The organism is Bacillus sp. AFS018417 (assembly GCF_002560985.1).
Taxonomy (GTDB): Bacteria; Bacillota; Bacilli; order Bacillales; family Bacillaceae_G; genus Bacillus_A; species Bacillus_A rhizoplanae.
On the sequence record NZ_NTTM01000054.1, the window covers coordinates 1 to 14,801 of the forward strand.

Sequence of the window (14,801 nt, forward strand, 5' to 3'; positions counted from 1 at the left end):
TCATTGGACTCGTCTTTTTTATTTCCTAAGAAATAGCGTTATGTTGATGCATTAAATATAAATAAATATAGTATGGCACTTTTTCAGCCGTAACAGCTAAAAATTGAAAGATAAACGGATAATCTTCAGAAGAGTAACTTCCAAGTAAATCGTACCACCAATCTGTTTCATAACGGGAAATCATACTTAAGTTATAAAGCAAAAGATAGTGTGTAAGTAATTCTGAGAAAACAGGAGCTGTTTCGCCATTGGCAGGTAAATAATAGGTATTTGTATAGTGATTATATGTAAGAGGTGCACTGTATAATGGATTCCATTGTTTAATAGGAGCTGTAAAATGCAAGTAGGAATCATTTTCTTTAGCGTTTGTATATCGAATGTTAAGATGTTTGCAACTCTCCTCCATATATCGTATAAAACGTTCTTCTGTCATATGAAAAGCGTCTAAAACATGAGTAGGAAAAGTAAAGATATTCTCTGTCACCTCTTTTAGTTTATATAGCTTATTTCTTCTTTTACTGTATAGGAATAAATCCTTTAGTTCTGCGATTCGTTGCAGTAACTCCCCCATTGTATATTTTTCTCCCTCTAAATGTTTCATATGAAACATTTGTTCCGCAACTTGAGTAAATAGTCCATGCTTTTGTATTTTAACTTCATCATCTATAAACTGATAGCTTTGTTTTTTTCGCTTTCTTGTTGTGACCCCATGTGCTAATACAGAAGTTGATTCCGGATAATTGGGATTGACTGTAAGCAAACAAGCTTTTAGGAGTTGGCTCATTCCATAAAACAATAATACTGGTTTAATGGAAAATGGGGCAGTATGACATAACTCATAGTAATTTTTCCCATGCTCTAAGTAATAAATAAATGGATAACAATTTTCAAAACTTTTTTTCTCAGTATTTATATTACCTAATTTTTTATAGCAATGGGTAAGATAATGTTGCGTGTGAGTAGAAGAAAGAAAGAAGCTTAATTTCTGCCAAGTGATTGATGAACGCTGCATTGTATACTCTCCTTTTATTTTTAGAAAATTCTAACATATACTGTCTTTCTTGACAGTATTTTAACCAATTGTTAAGCTACTAATAATAATTTCAGGTATCATGGGGGGAATCATTTATGTGGGAATCTAAATTTGTTAAAGAAGGTTTAACGTTTGATGATGTATTACTTGTACCAGCTAGATCTGATGTATTACCAAGAGAAGTAAGCGTGAAAACAGTTTTGTCTGAAAGTTTACAATTAAACATTCCTTTAATTAGTGCAGGTATGGATACGGTAACAGAAGCTGATATGGCTATCGCAATGGCTCGTCAAGGTGGATTAGGAATTGTTCATAAGAATATGTCTATTGAACAACAAGCTGAGCAAGTAGACAAAGTAAAACGCTCTGAAAGCGGCGTTATTACAGATCCTTTCTTTTTAACTCCAGATCATCAAGTGTATGATGCAGAACATTTGATGGGGAAATATCGTATTTCAGGTGTTCCAATTGTAAATGATGCAGAAGAGCGAAAACTTGTAGGCATTATTACGAACCGTGATATGCGTTTTATCCAAGATTATTCAATTAAGATTTCCGATGTAATGACGAAAGAAGATTTAATTACAGCTCCAGTTCATACTACACTAGAAGATGCTGAAAAAATCTTACAGAAACATAAAATTGAAAAACTCCCTCTTGTTGATAATAACGGCGTATTACAAGGCTTGATTACAATTAAAGATATTGAAAAAGTAATCGAGTTTCCAAACTCTGCAAAAGATAAACAAGGTCGTTTATTAGTAGGTGCAGCTGTTGGAGTAACAGCTGATGCAATGCAACGCATCGATGCTTTAGTAAAAGCAAATGTTGATGTAATTGTTATTGATACAGCTCATGGACATTCAAAAGGTGTATTAGAAAAAGTGAGAGAAGTTCGTGAAAAGTATCCAAAATTAAATATTATCGCTGGTAACGTTGCAACAGCTGAAGCAACTCGCGAACTAATTGAAGCAGGTGCAAATATTGTTAAGGTTGGTATTGGACCAGGTTCTATTTGTACAACACGCGTTGTAGCTGGTGTTGGTGTTCCTCAGTTAACAGCAGTTTATGACTGTGCGACAGAAGCTCGTAAACACGGTGTTCCAGTCATTGCTGACGGTGGAATTAAATATTCTGGTGATATTGTAAAAGCATTAGCAGCAGGTGCACACGTTGTTATGCTTGGAAGCATTTTTGCCGGTGTAGCAGAAAGCCCTGGAGATACAGAAATTTACCAAGGTCGTCAATTTAAAGTATACCGTGGTATGGGTTCTGTTGGAGCAATGGAAAAAGGAAGTAAAGATCGTTATTTCCAAGAAGGCAATAAAAAACTTGTTCCAGAAGGAATTGAAGGCCGTGTTCCATTTAAAGGTCCTTTAGCAGATACGGTACATCAATTAGTTGGTGGATTACGTGCAGGTATGGGATATTGCGGTGCAGCTGATTTACCATTCTTACGTGAAAATGCACAGTTTATCCGTATGTCAGGCGCTGGATTACGTGAAAGTCATCCGCATGATGTCCAAATTACAAAAGAGTCACCAAACTATTCATTATAATGTCGGATATCAAAATAGACAGAGATTTAGTATCTCTGTCTATTTTTTTTTGATTGTGTTAGAATAACGTTTATGTGAGTACAAATATATTGGGGGTAACAAAAGTGACAGGTATGTTCCGTAGGCAAATGATTGCGATTGTAACAGTACTTACACTATTTTGCAGCATGTTTTTTACATACAGCAGCGCATTTGCAGAAACAAATGCTCCTTTGAATGTTGATGCAGGTGCGGCAATTTTAGTGGAAGCAAATTCTGGAAAGATTTTATATCAAAAAAATCCAGATGAACTATTAGCAATTGCGAGTATGACAAAAATAATGAGTGAGTATTTAGTTCATGATGCAGTCGCAAAAGGGAAAATTAAGTGGGATCAAAAAACAAAAATTTCTGAATATGCTCATACTATTTCACAAGACCGTTCTTTATCAAATGTTCCTTTAGAAAATGGCGGTACTTATACTGTAAAAGAGTTATACGAGGCAATGGCAATTTATTCTGCAAACGGTGCAACGATTGCCTTAGCTGAATTAATCGGTGGTTCAGAAGCTAATTTTGTTAAGATGATGAATGACAAAGCGAAAGAGCTTGGATTAAAAAACTATAAATTTGTAAACTGTACAGGATTAACAAATAAAGATTTAAAAGGGCAGCAGCCTGAAGGGACAACTCCGGATGAAGAGAATAAAATGTCTGCTAGAGATTGTGCAACCTTAGCGCAGCATTTAATTAAAGAGTATCCAGATACGTTAGAGACATCTAAAATTCCGAAAAAGACATTCCAAGAAGGTGGAAAATATCCAGTGAACATGGATAACTGGAACTGGATGTTACCTGGATTAGTTATGCAATATGAAGGGGTAGATGGTTTGAAAACAGGTTCTACTCCAGAAGCTGGGGATTGTTTTACGGGTACAGCAGAACGTAATGGTATGCGTTTAATTTCTGTTGTTATTAATACGAAATCTCACACAGCACGTTTTGCAGAAACTAAGAAGCTATTTGATTACGGTTTTACAAATTTCCAAACGAAAACAGTATATCCGAAAAATTCTCAAGTAAAAGGTCATGAAACAGTTCATGTAGATAAAGCAAAAGATACAGATGTAGCAGTGCAAACGAAGGAAGAAGTTGTACTTCCAATGCCAAAAGGAAGTAAAGATGTTTATAAAACAGATTTCAAAGCAGTAAATAAAGAGAATGAGGCGCCAATCAAAAAAGGTACCACACTTGGTTATATGACTGTATCAGCAAAAGATGCAAATGATGTAGGATTTTTAACCGGTAAGTCAATGGAAGTAGATCTTGTAACAAAACAAGATGTAGAGAAAGCAAACTGGTTTGTTCTTTCTATGCGAAGCATTGGTTCTTTCTTTAGTGATATATGGAATGGTGCAGTTGATACTGTAAAAGGTTGGTTCTAAGAGCTCCCCATAGGGGGGCTTTTTTAATTTCCTGTTTTTCGCACCGATTTTATCAAAAAATAGTGGACAAGCCTCTAATAAGTAATGGTAGAATGTAAGAGTATTCTTACTTTTCGTCGTAAGTGGGGAAAAGCAATTCACCTAGGGGGGTTTTTGTACATGATAAATGTAACAGGAACAGAGCGTGTAAAACGTGGAATGGCAGAAATGCAAAAAGGCGGCGTCATTATGGACGTAGTTAACGCTGAGCAAGCAAAAATTGCAGAAGCAGCAGGTGCGGTTGCTGTTATGGCATTAGAACGAGTTCCGGCTGATATTCGTGCAGCAGGTGGCGTTTCGCGTATGGCAGATCCAACGATTGTAGAAGAAGTAATGGGTGCTGTATCAATTCCAGTTATGGCAAAATGTCGTATTGGCCATCTTGTGGAAGCGCGTGTACTTGAATCATTAGGGGTAGACTATATTGATGAGAGTGAAGTATTAACTCCGGCTGATGAAGTGTACCATTTAAATAAACGTGATTACACTGTTCCGTTTGTATGTGGATGCCGTGATATCGGTGAAGCAGCGCGTCGTATTGCTGAAGGCGCATCTATGCTTCGTACAAAAGGTGAGCCTGGCACAGGGAATATTGTAGAAGCTGTACGTCATATGCGTCAAGTAAACGCAGAAATTCGTCAAGTTGCGAACCTACGTGAAGATGAATTAATGACATATGCAAAAAACACTGGTGCTCCTTATGAAGTATTACTTGAAATTAAACGTCTTGGTCGTTTACCAGTTGTAAACTTTGCAGCAGGCGGCGTTGCAACTCCAGCTGATGCTGCATTAATGATGCAACTTGGTGCAGATGGTGTATTCGTAGGTTCTGGTATTTTCAAATCAGAAAACCCAGAAAAATTTGCACGTGCAATTGTTGAAGCAACAACACATTATGAAGATTATGAATTAATTGCTCGTCTTTCTAAAGGACTGGGTAATGCAATGAAAGGTGTTGAAATTTCAACATTATTACCAGAACAACGCATGCAAGAGCGCGGTTGGTAATTAAAGGAGTTTTTGAAATGATTACAATCGGTGTATTGGGACTTCAAGGAGCTGTTCGTGAACATGTACGTGCAATAGAAGCAAGTGGTGCACAAGCTATTATTGTGAAACGTACAGAGCAGTTAGATGAAGTAGATGGACTTATTTTACCAGGCGGTGAAAGCACAACAATGCGCCGTCTTATTGATAAATATGGTTTCATGGAACCGCTTCGTGAATTTGCTAAAACAGGAAAACCGATGTTTGGTACATGTGCAGGTATGATTTTACTTGCAAAGAACCTTATTGGATATGAAGAATCACATATTGGTGCAATGGATATTACCGTTGAACGCAATGCGTTTGGTCGCCAAAAAGATAGCTTTGAGGCTGCCCTTTCTATGAAAGGTGTGGGCGAAGACTTTATCGGTGTATTTATTCGTGCGCCATATGTTGTCGATGTAGAAGATCATGTAGAAGTATTATGTACACATGAAGATCGCATGGTAGCGGTTCGACAAAATCATTTATTAGCAGCTTCTTTCCATCCAGAATTAACAGATGATCATCGTGTTACGGCTTATTTCGTAGAGATGGTGAAAGAAGCGAAAATGAAAAAAGTCGTATAAGTGACTTGCAACTTGTGTAAGATTATAGTAAATTGATGATAATAATTTTATAAAATAAGCGTGTTGATAGGAAGTAGTAACAAATGTTGTTTCTTATAGAGAGTCGGTGGTTGGTGGAAACCGATAGAAACAGTTTGTGAATCCATCCTGGAATGGAATGTGGAATATCTTTATGATTAGTAAGCATTTCCGGTGAAGAGCCGTTATTTCTACTTGAGAGGAAAGCAATGGTGCTTTCAACTAGGGTGGCAACGCGGGTTAACTCCCGTCCCTTTTTACAGGGACGGGAGTTTTTTGTGTTTTATAAAACAAAAGGAGGAATATATAATGCTTGATATTAAATTTTTACGTGCGAATTTTGAAGAAGTAAAAGCAAAATTACAGCATAGAGGGGAAGATTTAACTGATTTCGGTCGTTTTGAAGAATTAGATACAAGAAGAAGAGAGTTACTTGTTCAAACAGAGGAATTGAAAAGCAAACGTAATGAAGTATCTCAACAGATCTCTGTGTTAAAACGTGAAAAGAAAGATGCAGAGGCACTAATTTTAGAGATGCGTGAAGTAGGAGAAAAAGTAAAGGATCTTGATAATGAGCTTCGTACAGTTGAAGAAGATTTAGAAAGATTAATGCTTTCTATTCCAAATATCCCACATGAATCTGCACCAATTGGTGAAACAGAGGATGATAACGTGGTAGCACGTACTTGGGGAGAGGTAAGAGAGTTTAATTTTGAACCAAAACCTCACTGGGATCTTGCAACTGACTTAGGAATTTTAGATTTCGAGCGTGCTGCTAAAGTAACGGGAAGCCGTTTTGTATTTTCTAAAGGTGCAGGTGCAAAGTTAGAACGTGCTTTAATTAGTTTTATGCTTGATCTTCATACAGAAGAACACGGATATGAAGAAGTGTTACCTCCATATATGGTAAATCGTGCAAGTATGACAGGGACAGGACAGCTTCCAAAATTTGAAGAAGATGCATTCCGTATTGAAAGTGAAGACTATTTCTTGATTCCTACAGCTGAAGTACCTGTAACAAATATGCATCGTGATGAGATTTTAAGTGCAGACCAATTGCCAATTCGTTATGCAGCATTTAGTGCGTGCTTCCGTTCTGAAGCAGGTTCAGCTGGTCGTGATACACGTGGTTTAATTCGTCAGCATCAATTTAATAAAGTAGAACTTGTGAAATTTGTAAAACCTGAAGATTCTTATGAGGAACTAGAAAAATTAACAAATGATGCAGAACGTGTATTACAATTATTAGACCTTCCATACCGTGTGATGAGCATGTGTACAGGAGATCTAGGATTTACAGCAGCGAAGAAATACGATATCGAAGTATGGATTCCTAGCTACGGTACATATCGTGAAATTTCTTCTTGTAGTAACTTTGAAGCTTTCCAAGCAAGACGTGCAAACATTCGTTTCCGTCGTGAGCCGAATGCTAAACCAGAACCTGTTCATACACTAAATGGATCTGGGCTTGCAATTGGACGTACAGTTGCAGCAATTTTAGAAAACTACCAGCAAGAAGATGGTACAATTATAATTCCAGAAGTTCTTCGCCCTTATATGGGAGGAAAAACAGTTATTAAATAAAGTTTTATTCATACACATCTCTTGTTATCCAGCAAGAATAAAGTGGAATTTTTAACAGGAGAAGAGATACATTTGACACTGACGATCTTCCTGTTTATTAGATTAGGATAAATTGTATGAGAAGGGAAAGAGAAAAAATCTCTTTCCTTTCCTTTTCTATATATAGCAGGGTTGACGAACTGTTTTTCTTTTGATATTATATTTCATGTCATGTGAATACGGAGGAATACCCAAGTCTGGCTGAAGGGATCGGTCTTGAAAACCGACAGGCGGTGCGAGCCGCGCGGGGGTTCGAATCCCTCTTCCTCCGCCATATATAATTGACAACAGCGCATATAAGTGGAGATTGGAGAACTCGTTACCAACACGTAACGAGTTTTTATTTTAACCAATCAGGAAGTAGCATATAGGAGATATAATCTCTTATAGAAACACTCATATTCCGAGGATTATCTTCATAGATATGAAAGGAGCTACCATGGATATTATTATACAAACGTTTCCGCTTGACGGAAAAACACTATACTATGTACAATGCCCCGTTTGCAAGAAAAATAAAATTTTAAACAGTGCTGCGAACGTATCTCGTATTGTAAGTGATGAAACATTTCGTAAACTTAGTGGTTGCATCTGTGATGTAAAACAAGAAGTGAAGAAAGTAGAAGCACCAAAACAAATCGAAAAACAAGCAGCTGCAAAACGTAAAGTAATTACGGCTGTTATTAACGGGACAGAAATGACGGTAAAAGAAATTGCTGAGGCGTACGATATTAGTGTAAGCACTGTACGTCAGCGCATTAATGCCGGAAAATCAGAGAGCGAAATTATTGCTCCGACCAAAAAGAAAAACTAAGTTTATAGGAAAAACCCGTGCGATTGCACGGGTTTTTTATTTTACAAGTTTACGTGTTTGTTGTAAGAAGTGACCAATTTTCTTAACGATTGGTTCAATTGAATTTTCATTTTGCAAAATATCATATTCATTAATATTAAGACGTAGTATAGGGCAAGCATTAAAATCATTAATCCAATTTTCATAGCGTGCGTGCATCTCTTCCCAATACTCAATCGGTGTTTGCTGTTCCATAGGTCTTCCACGCTCTTTAATACGATCTACGATATCTTCAAATGATCCTTCTAGATAAATGAGTAAATCAGGGTGTGGGAAGTAAGGTGTCATAACCATTGCGTCGAATAAGCTTTTATACGTTTCATAATCTGTAGCAGTCATTGTTCCTTTTTCATAATGCATTTTTGCAAAAATTCCCGTATCTTCATAAATAGAACGGTCTTGAATAAATCCACCACCGTATTCGAAGATTCTTTTTTGTTCTTTAAAACGTTCTGCTAAGAAATAAACTTGTAAGTGGAAGCTCCAACGTGTGAAGTCATTGTAAAATTTGTCTAAATACGGATTAGAATCTACTTTTTCAAAAGATGTGCGGTAACCAAGTGCATCTGCTAATGCATTTGTCATTGTGGATTTTCCGACACCCACTGTTCCTGCAATCGTAATAACAGCATCATTTGGAATATCGTATTTTTGTCTCAAATTCATTACTGGTTAATCTCCTTCGTCAGTGTATTTTGTAATGCTGATAAGATTACGTTTAAGTCCGATTCATTTTTCACAAAATCCATATTATCTCCGTTGAATTTTAGTACAGGGATGCTCGGATGATCTTGTTTGAAAGCTTCCATTGCCGCTTCGTAATCTTCAATGAGTTGTAGTAAATAATTTGGATCCATATTTTTTTCGAATTCCCGTCCGCGCATGGCAATTCGTTTTTGTAGTGTTTCTAAGCTTGCTGTTATATACACGATGACGTTTGGAACGGGCATATCTTGTGTTAAGATACGATAAATTTGCATGTATTTCTCGTATTGGGAACCCTGTAATGTTCGAGATGCAAAAATTAAATTTTTGAATATATGGTAATCTGCTACAACAGGAATATGTTGTTTTAAATATTTTGTATCGATGTCTTCTAGTTGCTTATAACGGTTGCAGAGGAAAAACATTTCTGTTTGAAAGCTCCATTCTTGGATGTCTTCGTAAAACTTGCCTAAGAAAGGATTCTCATCAACGATTTCTTTCAATAAATGGAGTTGCATGTGAGTCGATATCGCTTTCGCGAGTGAAGTTTTTCCGACACCAATTGGTCCTTCGACCGTAATAAATGGTACTCCGGTCACGCTGTTGCCTCCTTCCAAAACATAATTTAGCACTAATAAAAAGCACAAAACAGAATTATTGTAGCATAAGAGGAGGCAGAAAGGACTAGTTTTCATAAAAAGTTAGAAAATCGACCTATGTTGTTACAACTTTAAATCAAATGATAGGGAAGTGTTTGCTTTTAAAGTTGTTTGCATAATATGCAGGGCGTGTTTATTATCTTGGTCGCAATTGGATGCAATGCAATCTTCAGGTACATATAATTGATAATTTCTCATATGAGCGTCATTTGCGGTAAATAGGATGCATATATTTCCAGCTACCCCCGTTAAAATAAGGTTTTCTATCTTTAAATGACCTAACAATGAATTTAAGGGGGTTTCATAAAAAGCAGAATAATGTGGTTTAATAAAAATATAATCATCGCTTGAGGGTGCTATTTTTTTTATAATTTCTTGGCTATATTCATTTGTGCAATAGGTAATAAGTTCGTTGATATCAGCTCTCCATAAATGGTAATGATCATTTACATAAATAATTGGACAGCCAGAGTTTTTCATTTTTTGTTTGAGTTGTAAAATGGATTCTGTAATATTTTTGCATTTTCGTGCTAAGATAGGTCCATGTGAAAATTGAAAATCATTAATCATATCGATGATAAGAAGTGCTGTATTTTTCATATGTAATCTCCTTTCCTTTCTCTTTAGATTGGATTGAATATAGAAAAGTTATTTGTGATGAAAGGATTTTGTTATGGAAGAAGATATTTATTTTATGAAGCTCGCGATAGAGGAAGCAAAAAAGGCTGAAGAAATACAAGAAGTACCAATTGGTGCAGTTGTTGTAGTGGACGGTGAGGTAGTAAGTCGTGCGCACAACTTGCGTGAAACAGAGCAACGGTCAATTGCTCACGCTGAATTGTTAGCGATTGATGATGCGTGCAAAAAGTTAGGGACGTGGCGTTTGGAAAATGCAACCCTATATGTCACATTAGAGCCGTGTCCAATGTGTGCTGGTGCAATTGTGTTATCGCGTGTAAAACGTGTTGTATATGGAGCGAGTGACCCAAAAGGTGGATGTGCTGGCACATTAATGAATTTATTAACAGAGGAACGGTTTAATCATCAATCTGAAGTTGTGGTTGGTGTATTAGAAGAAGAGTGTGGAGCCTTATTAACAACCTTTTTCCGAGAACTACGCAAAAAGAGGAAGAAAGAGAAGGAAAAACTGGATAAAAATAGTCTTTGTTAACACGTTGCAATTTTTTAGGAAACAAGTTATACTGATATTGCCTTCAGATAAGGCAACTAAATATGGTTTTAACTTTGCCGTGCTAAGCGGGGAGGTAGCGGTGCCCTGTACTCGCAATCCGCTCTAGCGAGGCCGAATCCCTTCTCGAGGTTATGCTACTGTAGGGTCTGCCTTAAGTAAGTGGTGTTGACGTTTGGGTCCTGCGCAACGGGACCCCGTGAACCTTGTCAGGTCCGGAAGGAAGCAGCAATAAGCGGGTCTTCTCGTGTGCCGCAGGAGTGCCTGAACCGAGCTAACTGCTTAAGTAACGCTTATGGTACGTAATCGACAGAAGGTGCACGGCAGTTATATAGCATATAAAACTCATCCTATATGAATAGGATGGGTTTTTTGTATGGAAAATAACTTTTGGAATCTATAATCAGAATAGGTTATAATAAGATGAAACTTTAATCAGTGGGAGATTATTTATCCCCACTGATTATCAGTCGAACGAATCGGGCTTTTACGGGCAGTTTATCTCCCATCTAATTTTTTGTTTTAAGCTGGGGATTACTGTTCACAAATAGCGGGATAACCGAGATAATAACCTTTGGGGGAGGCCGTATTTTCGTGTCATACCAGGCGTTATACCGAACATGGAGACCGCAAAAATTTGAAGATGTAGTCGGTCAAAAGCACGTAACGAAAACGTTGCAAAATGCCCTTCTTCAAGAGAAAGCATCACATGCCTATGTGTTTTCTGGTCCAAGAGGAACAGGGAAAACAACAATTGCAAAGGTATTTGCCAAAGCAATCAACTGTGAGCATGCTCCTACAGCTGAACCTTGTAATGAATGTCCTGCATGCTTAGGAATTACGCAAGGTGCTATTTCAGATGTATTAGAAATTGACGCGGCTTCGAATAACGGTGTAGATGAAATTCGAGATATAAGAGATAAAGTGAAATATGCTCCAAGCGAAGTTCGCTATAAAGTATATATTATTGATGAAGTTCACATGCTTTCTATGGGTGCTTTTAATGCGCTATTAAAAACATTAGAAGAACCCCCGCAGCATGTTATCTTTATTTTAGCAACGACAGAACCACATAAAATTCCACCAACAATTATTTCTCGTTGTCAGCGTTTTGAGTTTCGAAAAATATCAGTGCATGATATTGTCGAACGATTAACAACTGTTGTAAACAACGAAGGAACGAAAGTGGACGAGGAAGCGCTTCAAATTGTAGCGCGTGCCGCAGAAGGTGGTATGCGTGATGCATTAAGTTTAATTGATCAAGCTATTTCTTATAGTGATGAAGTGGTGACAGTAGAAGATGTATTAGCGGTTACAGGTTCTGTTTCACAGCGATATTTAGCAAACCTTGTAGAGTGCATCTATGAAAATGATGTATCAAAAGCGCTGCGTATTGTTGATGATATTATGAATCAAGGGAAAGATCCACTTCGCTTCATGGAAGACTTCATTTACTATTATCGAGATATGCTTTTGTATCAAACTTCGCCTCAGCTAGAGGATATGCTAGAGAGAGTTATTGTTGATGATTCATTTCGTAAGTTAAGTCAGGATATGCAGCCTGAAATGATTTATGAAATTATTCATACGCTTAGTAAAAGTCAACAAGAAATGAAATGGACAAACCATCCTCGTATTTTTTTAGAGGTAGTTATGGTGCAATTGTGTCAGCAATTTGCGATGAAAGCAAATGGAGCGGATCGGTTGCAAGCTGTTTTACAAAGAATGCAGCAATTAGAACAGGAATTAGAAAATATGAAGCAACATGGTGTACCAGTTTCTGTGCAACAAGAGGTCAAAGAAACAAGGGTTACACCGAAGCCGACTCGTTCTGGTAGTATGAAAATACCTGTCGGGCGTGTTCATGAAGTTTTAAAACAAGCGACTCGTAAAGATTTAGAGCAACTAAAGAGTGCGTGGGGTGAACTGTTAGAGCGATTGAAAAATTATAATAAAGTTGCTTATGCGGTTTTGTTAGAAAACAGTGAGCCAGTCGCAGCTTCTACTACTTCTTATGTTCTTGCTTTTAAGTATGAAATACATTGTAAAATGGCGAGTGAAAATCGCGAGGCAACAGATACGGTAGAGCAAATTCTCTTTGAACTGTTTGGAAAGAGGTTGCAAATGATTGCAATCCCCAAAAGTGAATGGGGAAAAATTCGTGAGGGTTTCTTACAACATGAAGGTAGTCCTTCAGAAGAAGCGGAAAAGCCGAAAGATCCTCTTATCGAAGAAGCTGTAAAGATTGTGGGAGAACAATTAATTGAAATAAGAGAGTAAAACACGTCTTAAATGGATTTTTCTTTATTAAACTATAAACATTCATTAAGAACCAATTAGGAGGAATTATTATGATGCGTGGTGGAATGGGAAATATGAATAACATGATGAAACAAATGCAGAAAATGCAAAAACAAATGGCGAAAGCACAAGAGGAACTTGGTGAAAAAACAGTTGAGGGAACAGCTGGCGGTGGTATGGTAACAGTTATCGCGAATGGACATAAGCAAATTTTAGAAGTGAAAATTAAAGAAGAAGTTGTAGATCCAGAAGATATCGAAATGTTACAAGACCTTGTATTAGCTGCAACGAATGATGCATTAAAGAAAGCAGAAGAGCTATCATCTTCTACAATGGGACAATTTACAAAAGGATTGAATTTACCTGGCGGTATGTTCTAGGAGGTTGGTCATAGATGCACTACCCAGAACCAATCTCAAAGCTAATTGATAGCTTTATGAAATTGCCAGGAATCGGGCCGAAAACAGCTGTTCGCCTGGCCTTTTTCGTATTGGATATGAAAGAAGATGATGTATTAGATTTTGCGAAGTCACTTGTAAATGCAAAGCGAAACTTAACGTATTGCTCTATCTGTGGTCATATAACAGATAAAGATCCTTGTTATATTTGTGATGACTCTCATCGTGATCAATCGATTGTTTGTGTTGTGCAAGAGCCGAAAGATGTCATTGCAATGGAGAAGATGAAAGAATATCAGGGAGTATATCATGTATTAAATGGTGCCATTTCTCCGATGGAAGGAATTGGTCCGGAAGATATCAATATCCCTCAGTTGTTAAAGCGACTGCACGATGAAACAGTACAAGAAGTTATTTTGGCGACAAACCCGAACATTGAAGGAGAAGCGACAGCGATGTATATTTCTCGTCTGTTAAAGCCGACAGGTATTAAAGTGACGCGCATTGCACACGGCTTACCGGTTGGCGGTGATTTAGAATATGCGGATGAAGTAACGCTATCAAAGGCGTTAGAGGGCCGCAGAGAATTATAATAAGTAGGAGAAATAGAGATGCTTTTTCAGAAAAAAGGGAAGTTGCGCAAAGAATATGACGAAAAATTAATCGTATTGCTAGAACAAGTGAAGGTAGAGTGGATGCGTCAAAAAAGAATTGTAGCACAAAGTATTGAACCTTCAGAAAATGTACTGTGTCATTTGAAATTAGCGGAAGCGAAATATTTCTATCTATTGAAGGAAGCGAAAAGGCGTCCTGTGAAAATGGAACAGTTGTAAAGACGAAGTCGAACGGAACATACATGTCCTGTTCGACTTTTTATTTTGAAGAAGAAATTTTAACGGTCTTTTTTTTTCTTTTTCCCATACAAATATAGTGTACAAGTTGTAAGGGAGAGGACAGTATGGAACAACGTTTGATTATTGGCGGTATATTAACGTTAATCTTTCTTTTATTAATTGTAGGTGCTCCTATGAAGTCGTTTCGTTTTATAGGAAGGCCACTCGTCAAAATTGTAATAGGAGCTTTGTTGCTGTTTGTTGTCAATGTATTGGGCGCACGATTTAACTTTCATCTTCCTATTAATGTCGGTACTACATTTATTTCAGGGTTTTTAGGTTTACCGGGTGTGGGGGCGCTTATAGTCATTAAATTATATGTTTTACCGGGCTAGAAAAGTTATGTTTTCTAGCCTGGTATTCTTTTTTTTGAAAAAGTATTGACGTATAAACTATTAATATGGTAAATTAATAAACGTCGTCAACGACAAAAGAAAAAAAGAAGTTGACACTCACAGTTAAATGTGATAAATTATAAAAGTCGCTGAAAC

The 14,801-nt window shown here is 37.1% G+C and carries 16 protein-coding genes, 1 tRNA gene, 1 other RNA gene and 1 other annotated feature; of the genes, 14 read left to right on the plus strand and 4 right to left on the minus strand.

What is annotated here, in order from left to right; genetic code table 11:
* Positions 1–25: 25 nt before the first annotated feature.
* Positions 26–1,012, minus strand: a complete 987-nt coding sequence (locus CN326_RS19880; RefSeq protein WP_098310706.1) for a YaaC family protein — start codon at positions 1,010–1,012, stop codon at positions 26–28.
* A 116-nt stretch (positions 1,013–1,128) separates the two neighbouring features.
* Here CN326_RS19880 and guaB point away from each other — a divergent pair, with 116 nt between their 5' ends.
* The 7 genes from guaB to CN326_RS19915 all read left to right on the plus strand — a co-directional run bounded on the left by guaB (position 1,129) and on the right by CN326_RS19915 (position 8,126).
* Positions 1,129–2,592 carry an IMP dehydrogenase gene (gene guaB, locus CN326_RS19885; protein WP_098310707.1) on the plus strand — a complete coding sequence of 488 codons (1,464 nt, stop codon included), beginning with the start codon at positions 1,129–1,131 and terminating at the stop codon, positions 2,590–2,592.
* Positions 2,593–2,696: 104 nt separating this feature from the next.
* A complete protein-coding gene (locus CN326_RS19890; RefSeq protein WP_098310708.1) occupies positions 2,697–4,016 on the plus strand; it encodes a D-alanyl-D-alanine carboxypeptidase family protein in 1,320 nt (439 codons plus the stop codon).
* 159 nt (positions 4,017–4,175) lie between these two features.
* Complete coding sequence (pdxS, locus tag CN326_RS19895; protein ID WP_098310709.1) at positions 4,176–5,063, plus strand: pyridoxal 5'-phosphate synthase lyase subunit PdxS; 888 nt, start codon at positions 4,176–4,178, stop codon at positions 5,061–5,063.
* A gap of 17 nt (positions 5,064–5,080) precedes the next feature.
* Positions 5,081–5,671, plus strand: a complete 591-nt coding sequence (pdxT, locus tag CN326_RS19900; protein WP_098310710.1) for a pyridoxal 5'-phosphate synthase glutaminase subunit PdxT — start codon at positions 5,081–5,083, stop codon at positions 5,669–5,671.
* Between the two features lie 54 nt (positions 5,672–5,725).
* Positions 5,726–5,947: a binding site (T-box leader), on the plus strand.
* 51 nt (positions 5,948–5,998) lie between these two features.
* Positions 5,999–7,273 (plus strand): serine--tRNA ligase, encoded by a 1,275-nt coding sequence (gene serS / locus CN326_RS19905; protein WP_098310711.1) that lies wholly within the window; start codon positions 5,999–6,001, stop codon positions 7,271–7,273.
* 220 nt (positions 7,274–7,493) lie between these two features.
* Positions 7,494–7,586, plus strand: a tRNA-Ser gene (locus tag CN326_RS19910).
* 165 nt (positions 7,587–7,751) lie between these two features.
* Positions 7,752–8,126 (plus strand): sigma factor-like helix-turn-helix DNA-binding protein, encoded by a 375-nt coding sequence (locus tag CN326_RS19915; protein WP_176524702.1) that lies wholly within the window; start codon positions 7,752–7,754, stop codon positions 8,124–8,126.
* Positions 8,127–8,162: 36 nt separating this feature from the next.
* On the opposite strand, the gene CN326_RS19920 is transcribed toward CN326_RS19915, so the two are convergent.
* The 3 genes from CN326_RS19920 to CN326_RS19930 form a co-directional block, all read right to left on the minus strand.
* Positions 8,163–8,831 carry a deoxynucleoside kinase gene (locus CN326_RS19920; protein ID WP_098310713.1) on the minus strand — a complete coding sequence of 223 codons (669 nt, stop codon included), beginning with the start codon at positions 8,829–8,831 and terminating at the stop codon, positions 8,163–8,165.
* Entirely contained in the window at positions 8,831–9,469 is a 639-nt protein-coding gene (locus CN326_RS19925; protein WP_098310714.1) for a deoxynucleoside kinase, read from the minus strand. The genes CN326_RS19920 and CN326_RS19925 overlap by 1 nt, the downstream gene beginning before the upstream one ends.
* Positions 9,470–9,592: 123 nt before the next feature.
* Positions 9,593–10,129, minus strand: a complete 537-nt coding sequence (locus CN326_RS19930) for a cysteine hydrolase family protein (RefSeq protein WP_098310715.1) — start codon at positions 10,127–10,129, stop codon at positions 9,593–9,595.
* A 73-nt stretch (positions 10,130–10,202) separates the two neighbouring features.
* Here CN326_RS19930 and tadA point away from each other — a divergent pair, with 73 nt between their 5' ends.
* The 7 genes from tadA (at position 10,203) to CN326_RS19965 (ending at position 14,645) form a co-directional block, all read left to right on the plus strand.
* Entirely contained in the window at positions 10,203–10,700 is a 498-nt protein-coding gene (tadA, locus tag CN326_RS19935) for a tRNA adenosine(34) deaminase TadA (RefSeq protein ID WP_098310716.1), read from the plus strand.
* A gap of 77 nt (positions 10,701–10,777) precedes the next feature.
* Positions 10,778–11,042: signal recognition particle sRNA large type (gene ffs / locus CN326_RS19940), an RNA gene on the plus strand.
* A 270-nt stretch (positions 11,043–11,312) separates the two neighbouring features.
* A complete protein-coding gene (gene dnaX / locus CN326_RS19945) occupies positions 11,313–12,998 on the plus strand; it encodes a DNA polymerase III subunit gamma/tau (RefSeq protein WP_098310717.1) in 1,686 nt (561 codons plus the stop codon).
* Positions 12,999–13,072: 74 nt separating this feature from the next.
* Positions 13,073–13,399 (plus strand): YbaB/EbfC family nucleoid-associated protein, encoded by a 327-nt coding sequence (locus CN326_RS19950; RefSeq protein ID WP_176524706.1) that lies wholly within the window; start codon positions 13,073–13,075, stop codon positions 13,397–13,399.
* A 14-nt stretch (positions 13,400–13,413) separates the two neighbouring features.
* Positions 13,414–14,010: a recombination protein RecR gene (gene recR / locus CN326_RS19955; protein ID WP_098310719.1), complete on the plus strand. Its 597-nt coding sequence runs from the start codon at positions 13,414–13,416 to the stop codon at positions 14,008–14,010.
* Between the two features lie 18 nt (positions 14,011–14,028).
* The gene (locus tag CN326_RS19960) at positions 14,029–14,250 is read left to right on the plus strand and encodes a YaaL family protein (RefSeq protein ID WP_098310720.1); all 222 of its coding nucleotides are present in this window, start codon (positions 14,029–14,031) and stop codon (positions 14,248–14,250) included.
* 125 nt (positions 14,251–14,375) lie between these two features.
* Positions 14,376–14,645 carry a pro-sigmaK processing inhibitor BofA family protein gene (locus tag CN326_RS19965; protein ID WP_098310721.1) on the plus strand — a complete coding sequence of 90 codons (270 nt, stop codon included), beginning with the start codon at positions 14,376–14,378 and terminating at the stop codon, positions 14,643–14,645.
* The last annotated feature ends 156 nt before the right edge of the window (positions 14,646–14,801 follow it).

What these genes read in the sequence shown, in the direction of transcription:
- CN326_RS19880 (WP_098310706.1), bottom strand. Translation starts at nt 1,012, where the DNA reads ATGCAGCGTTCATCAATCACTTGGCAGAAATTAAGCTTCTTTCTTTCT.
- guaB (WP_098310707.1), top strand. Translation starts at nt 1,129, where the DNA reads ATGTGGGAATCTAAATTTGTTAAAGAAGGTTTAACGTTTGATGATGTA.
- pdxS (WP_098310709.1), top strand. Translation starts at nt 4,176, where the DNA reads ATGATAAATGTAACAGGAACAGAGCGTGTAAAACGTGGAATGGCAGAA.
- pdxT (WP_098310710.1), top strand. Translation starts at nt 5,081, where the DNA reads ATGATTACAATCGGTGTATTGGGACTTCAAGGAGCTGTTCGTGAACAT.
- serS (WP_098310711.1), top strand. Translation starts at nt 5,999, where the DNA reads ATGCTTGATATTAAATTTTTACGTGCGAATTTTGAAGAAGTAAAAGCA.
- CN326_RS19915 (WP_176524702.1), top strand. Translation starts at nt 7,752, where the DNA reads ATGGATATTATTATACAAACGTTTCCGCTTGACGGAAAAACACTATAC.
- CN326_RS19920 (WP_098310713.1), bottom strand. Translation starts at nt 8,831, where the DNA reads ATGAATTTGAGACAAAAATACGATATTCCAAATGATGCTGTTATTACG.
- CN326_RS19930 (WP_098310715.1), bottom strand. Translation starts at nt 10,129, where the DNA reads ATGAAAAATACAGCACTTCTTATCATCGATATGATTAATGATTTTCAA.
- tadA (WP_098310716.1), top strand. Translation starts at nt 10,203, where the DNA reads ATGGAAGAAGATATTTATTTTATGAAGCTCGCGATAGAGGAAGCAAAA.
- CN326_RS19950 (WP_176524706.1), top strand. Translation starts at nt 13,073, where the DNA reads ATGCGTGGTGGAATGGGAAATATGAATAACATGATGAAACAAATGCAG.
- recR (WP_098310719.1), top strand. Translation starts at nt 13,414, where the DNA reads ATGCACTACCCAGAACCAATCTCAAAGCTAATTGATAGCTTTATGAAA.
- CN326_RS19960 (WP_098310720.1), top strand. Translation starts at nt 14,029, where the DNA reads ATGCTTTTTCAGAAAAAAGGGAAGTTGCGCAAAGAATATGACGAAAAA.
- CN326_RS19965 (WP_098310721.1), top strand. Translation starts at nt 14,376, where the DNA reads ATGGAACAACGTTTGATTATTGGCGGTATATTAACGTTAATCTTTCTT.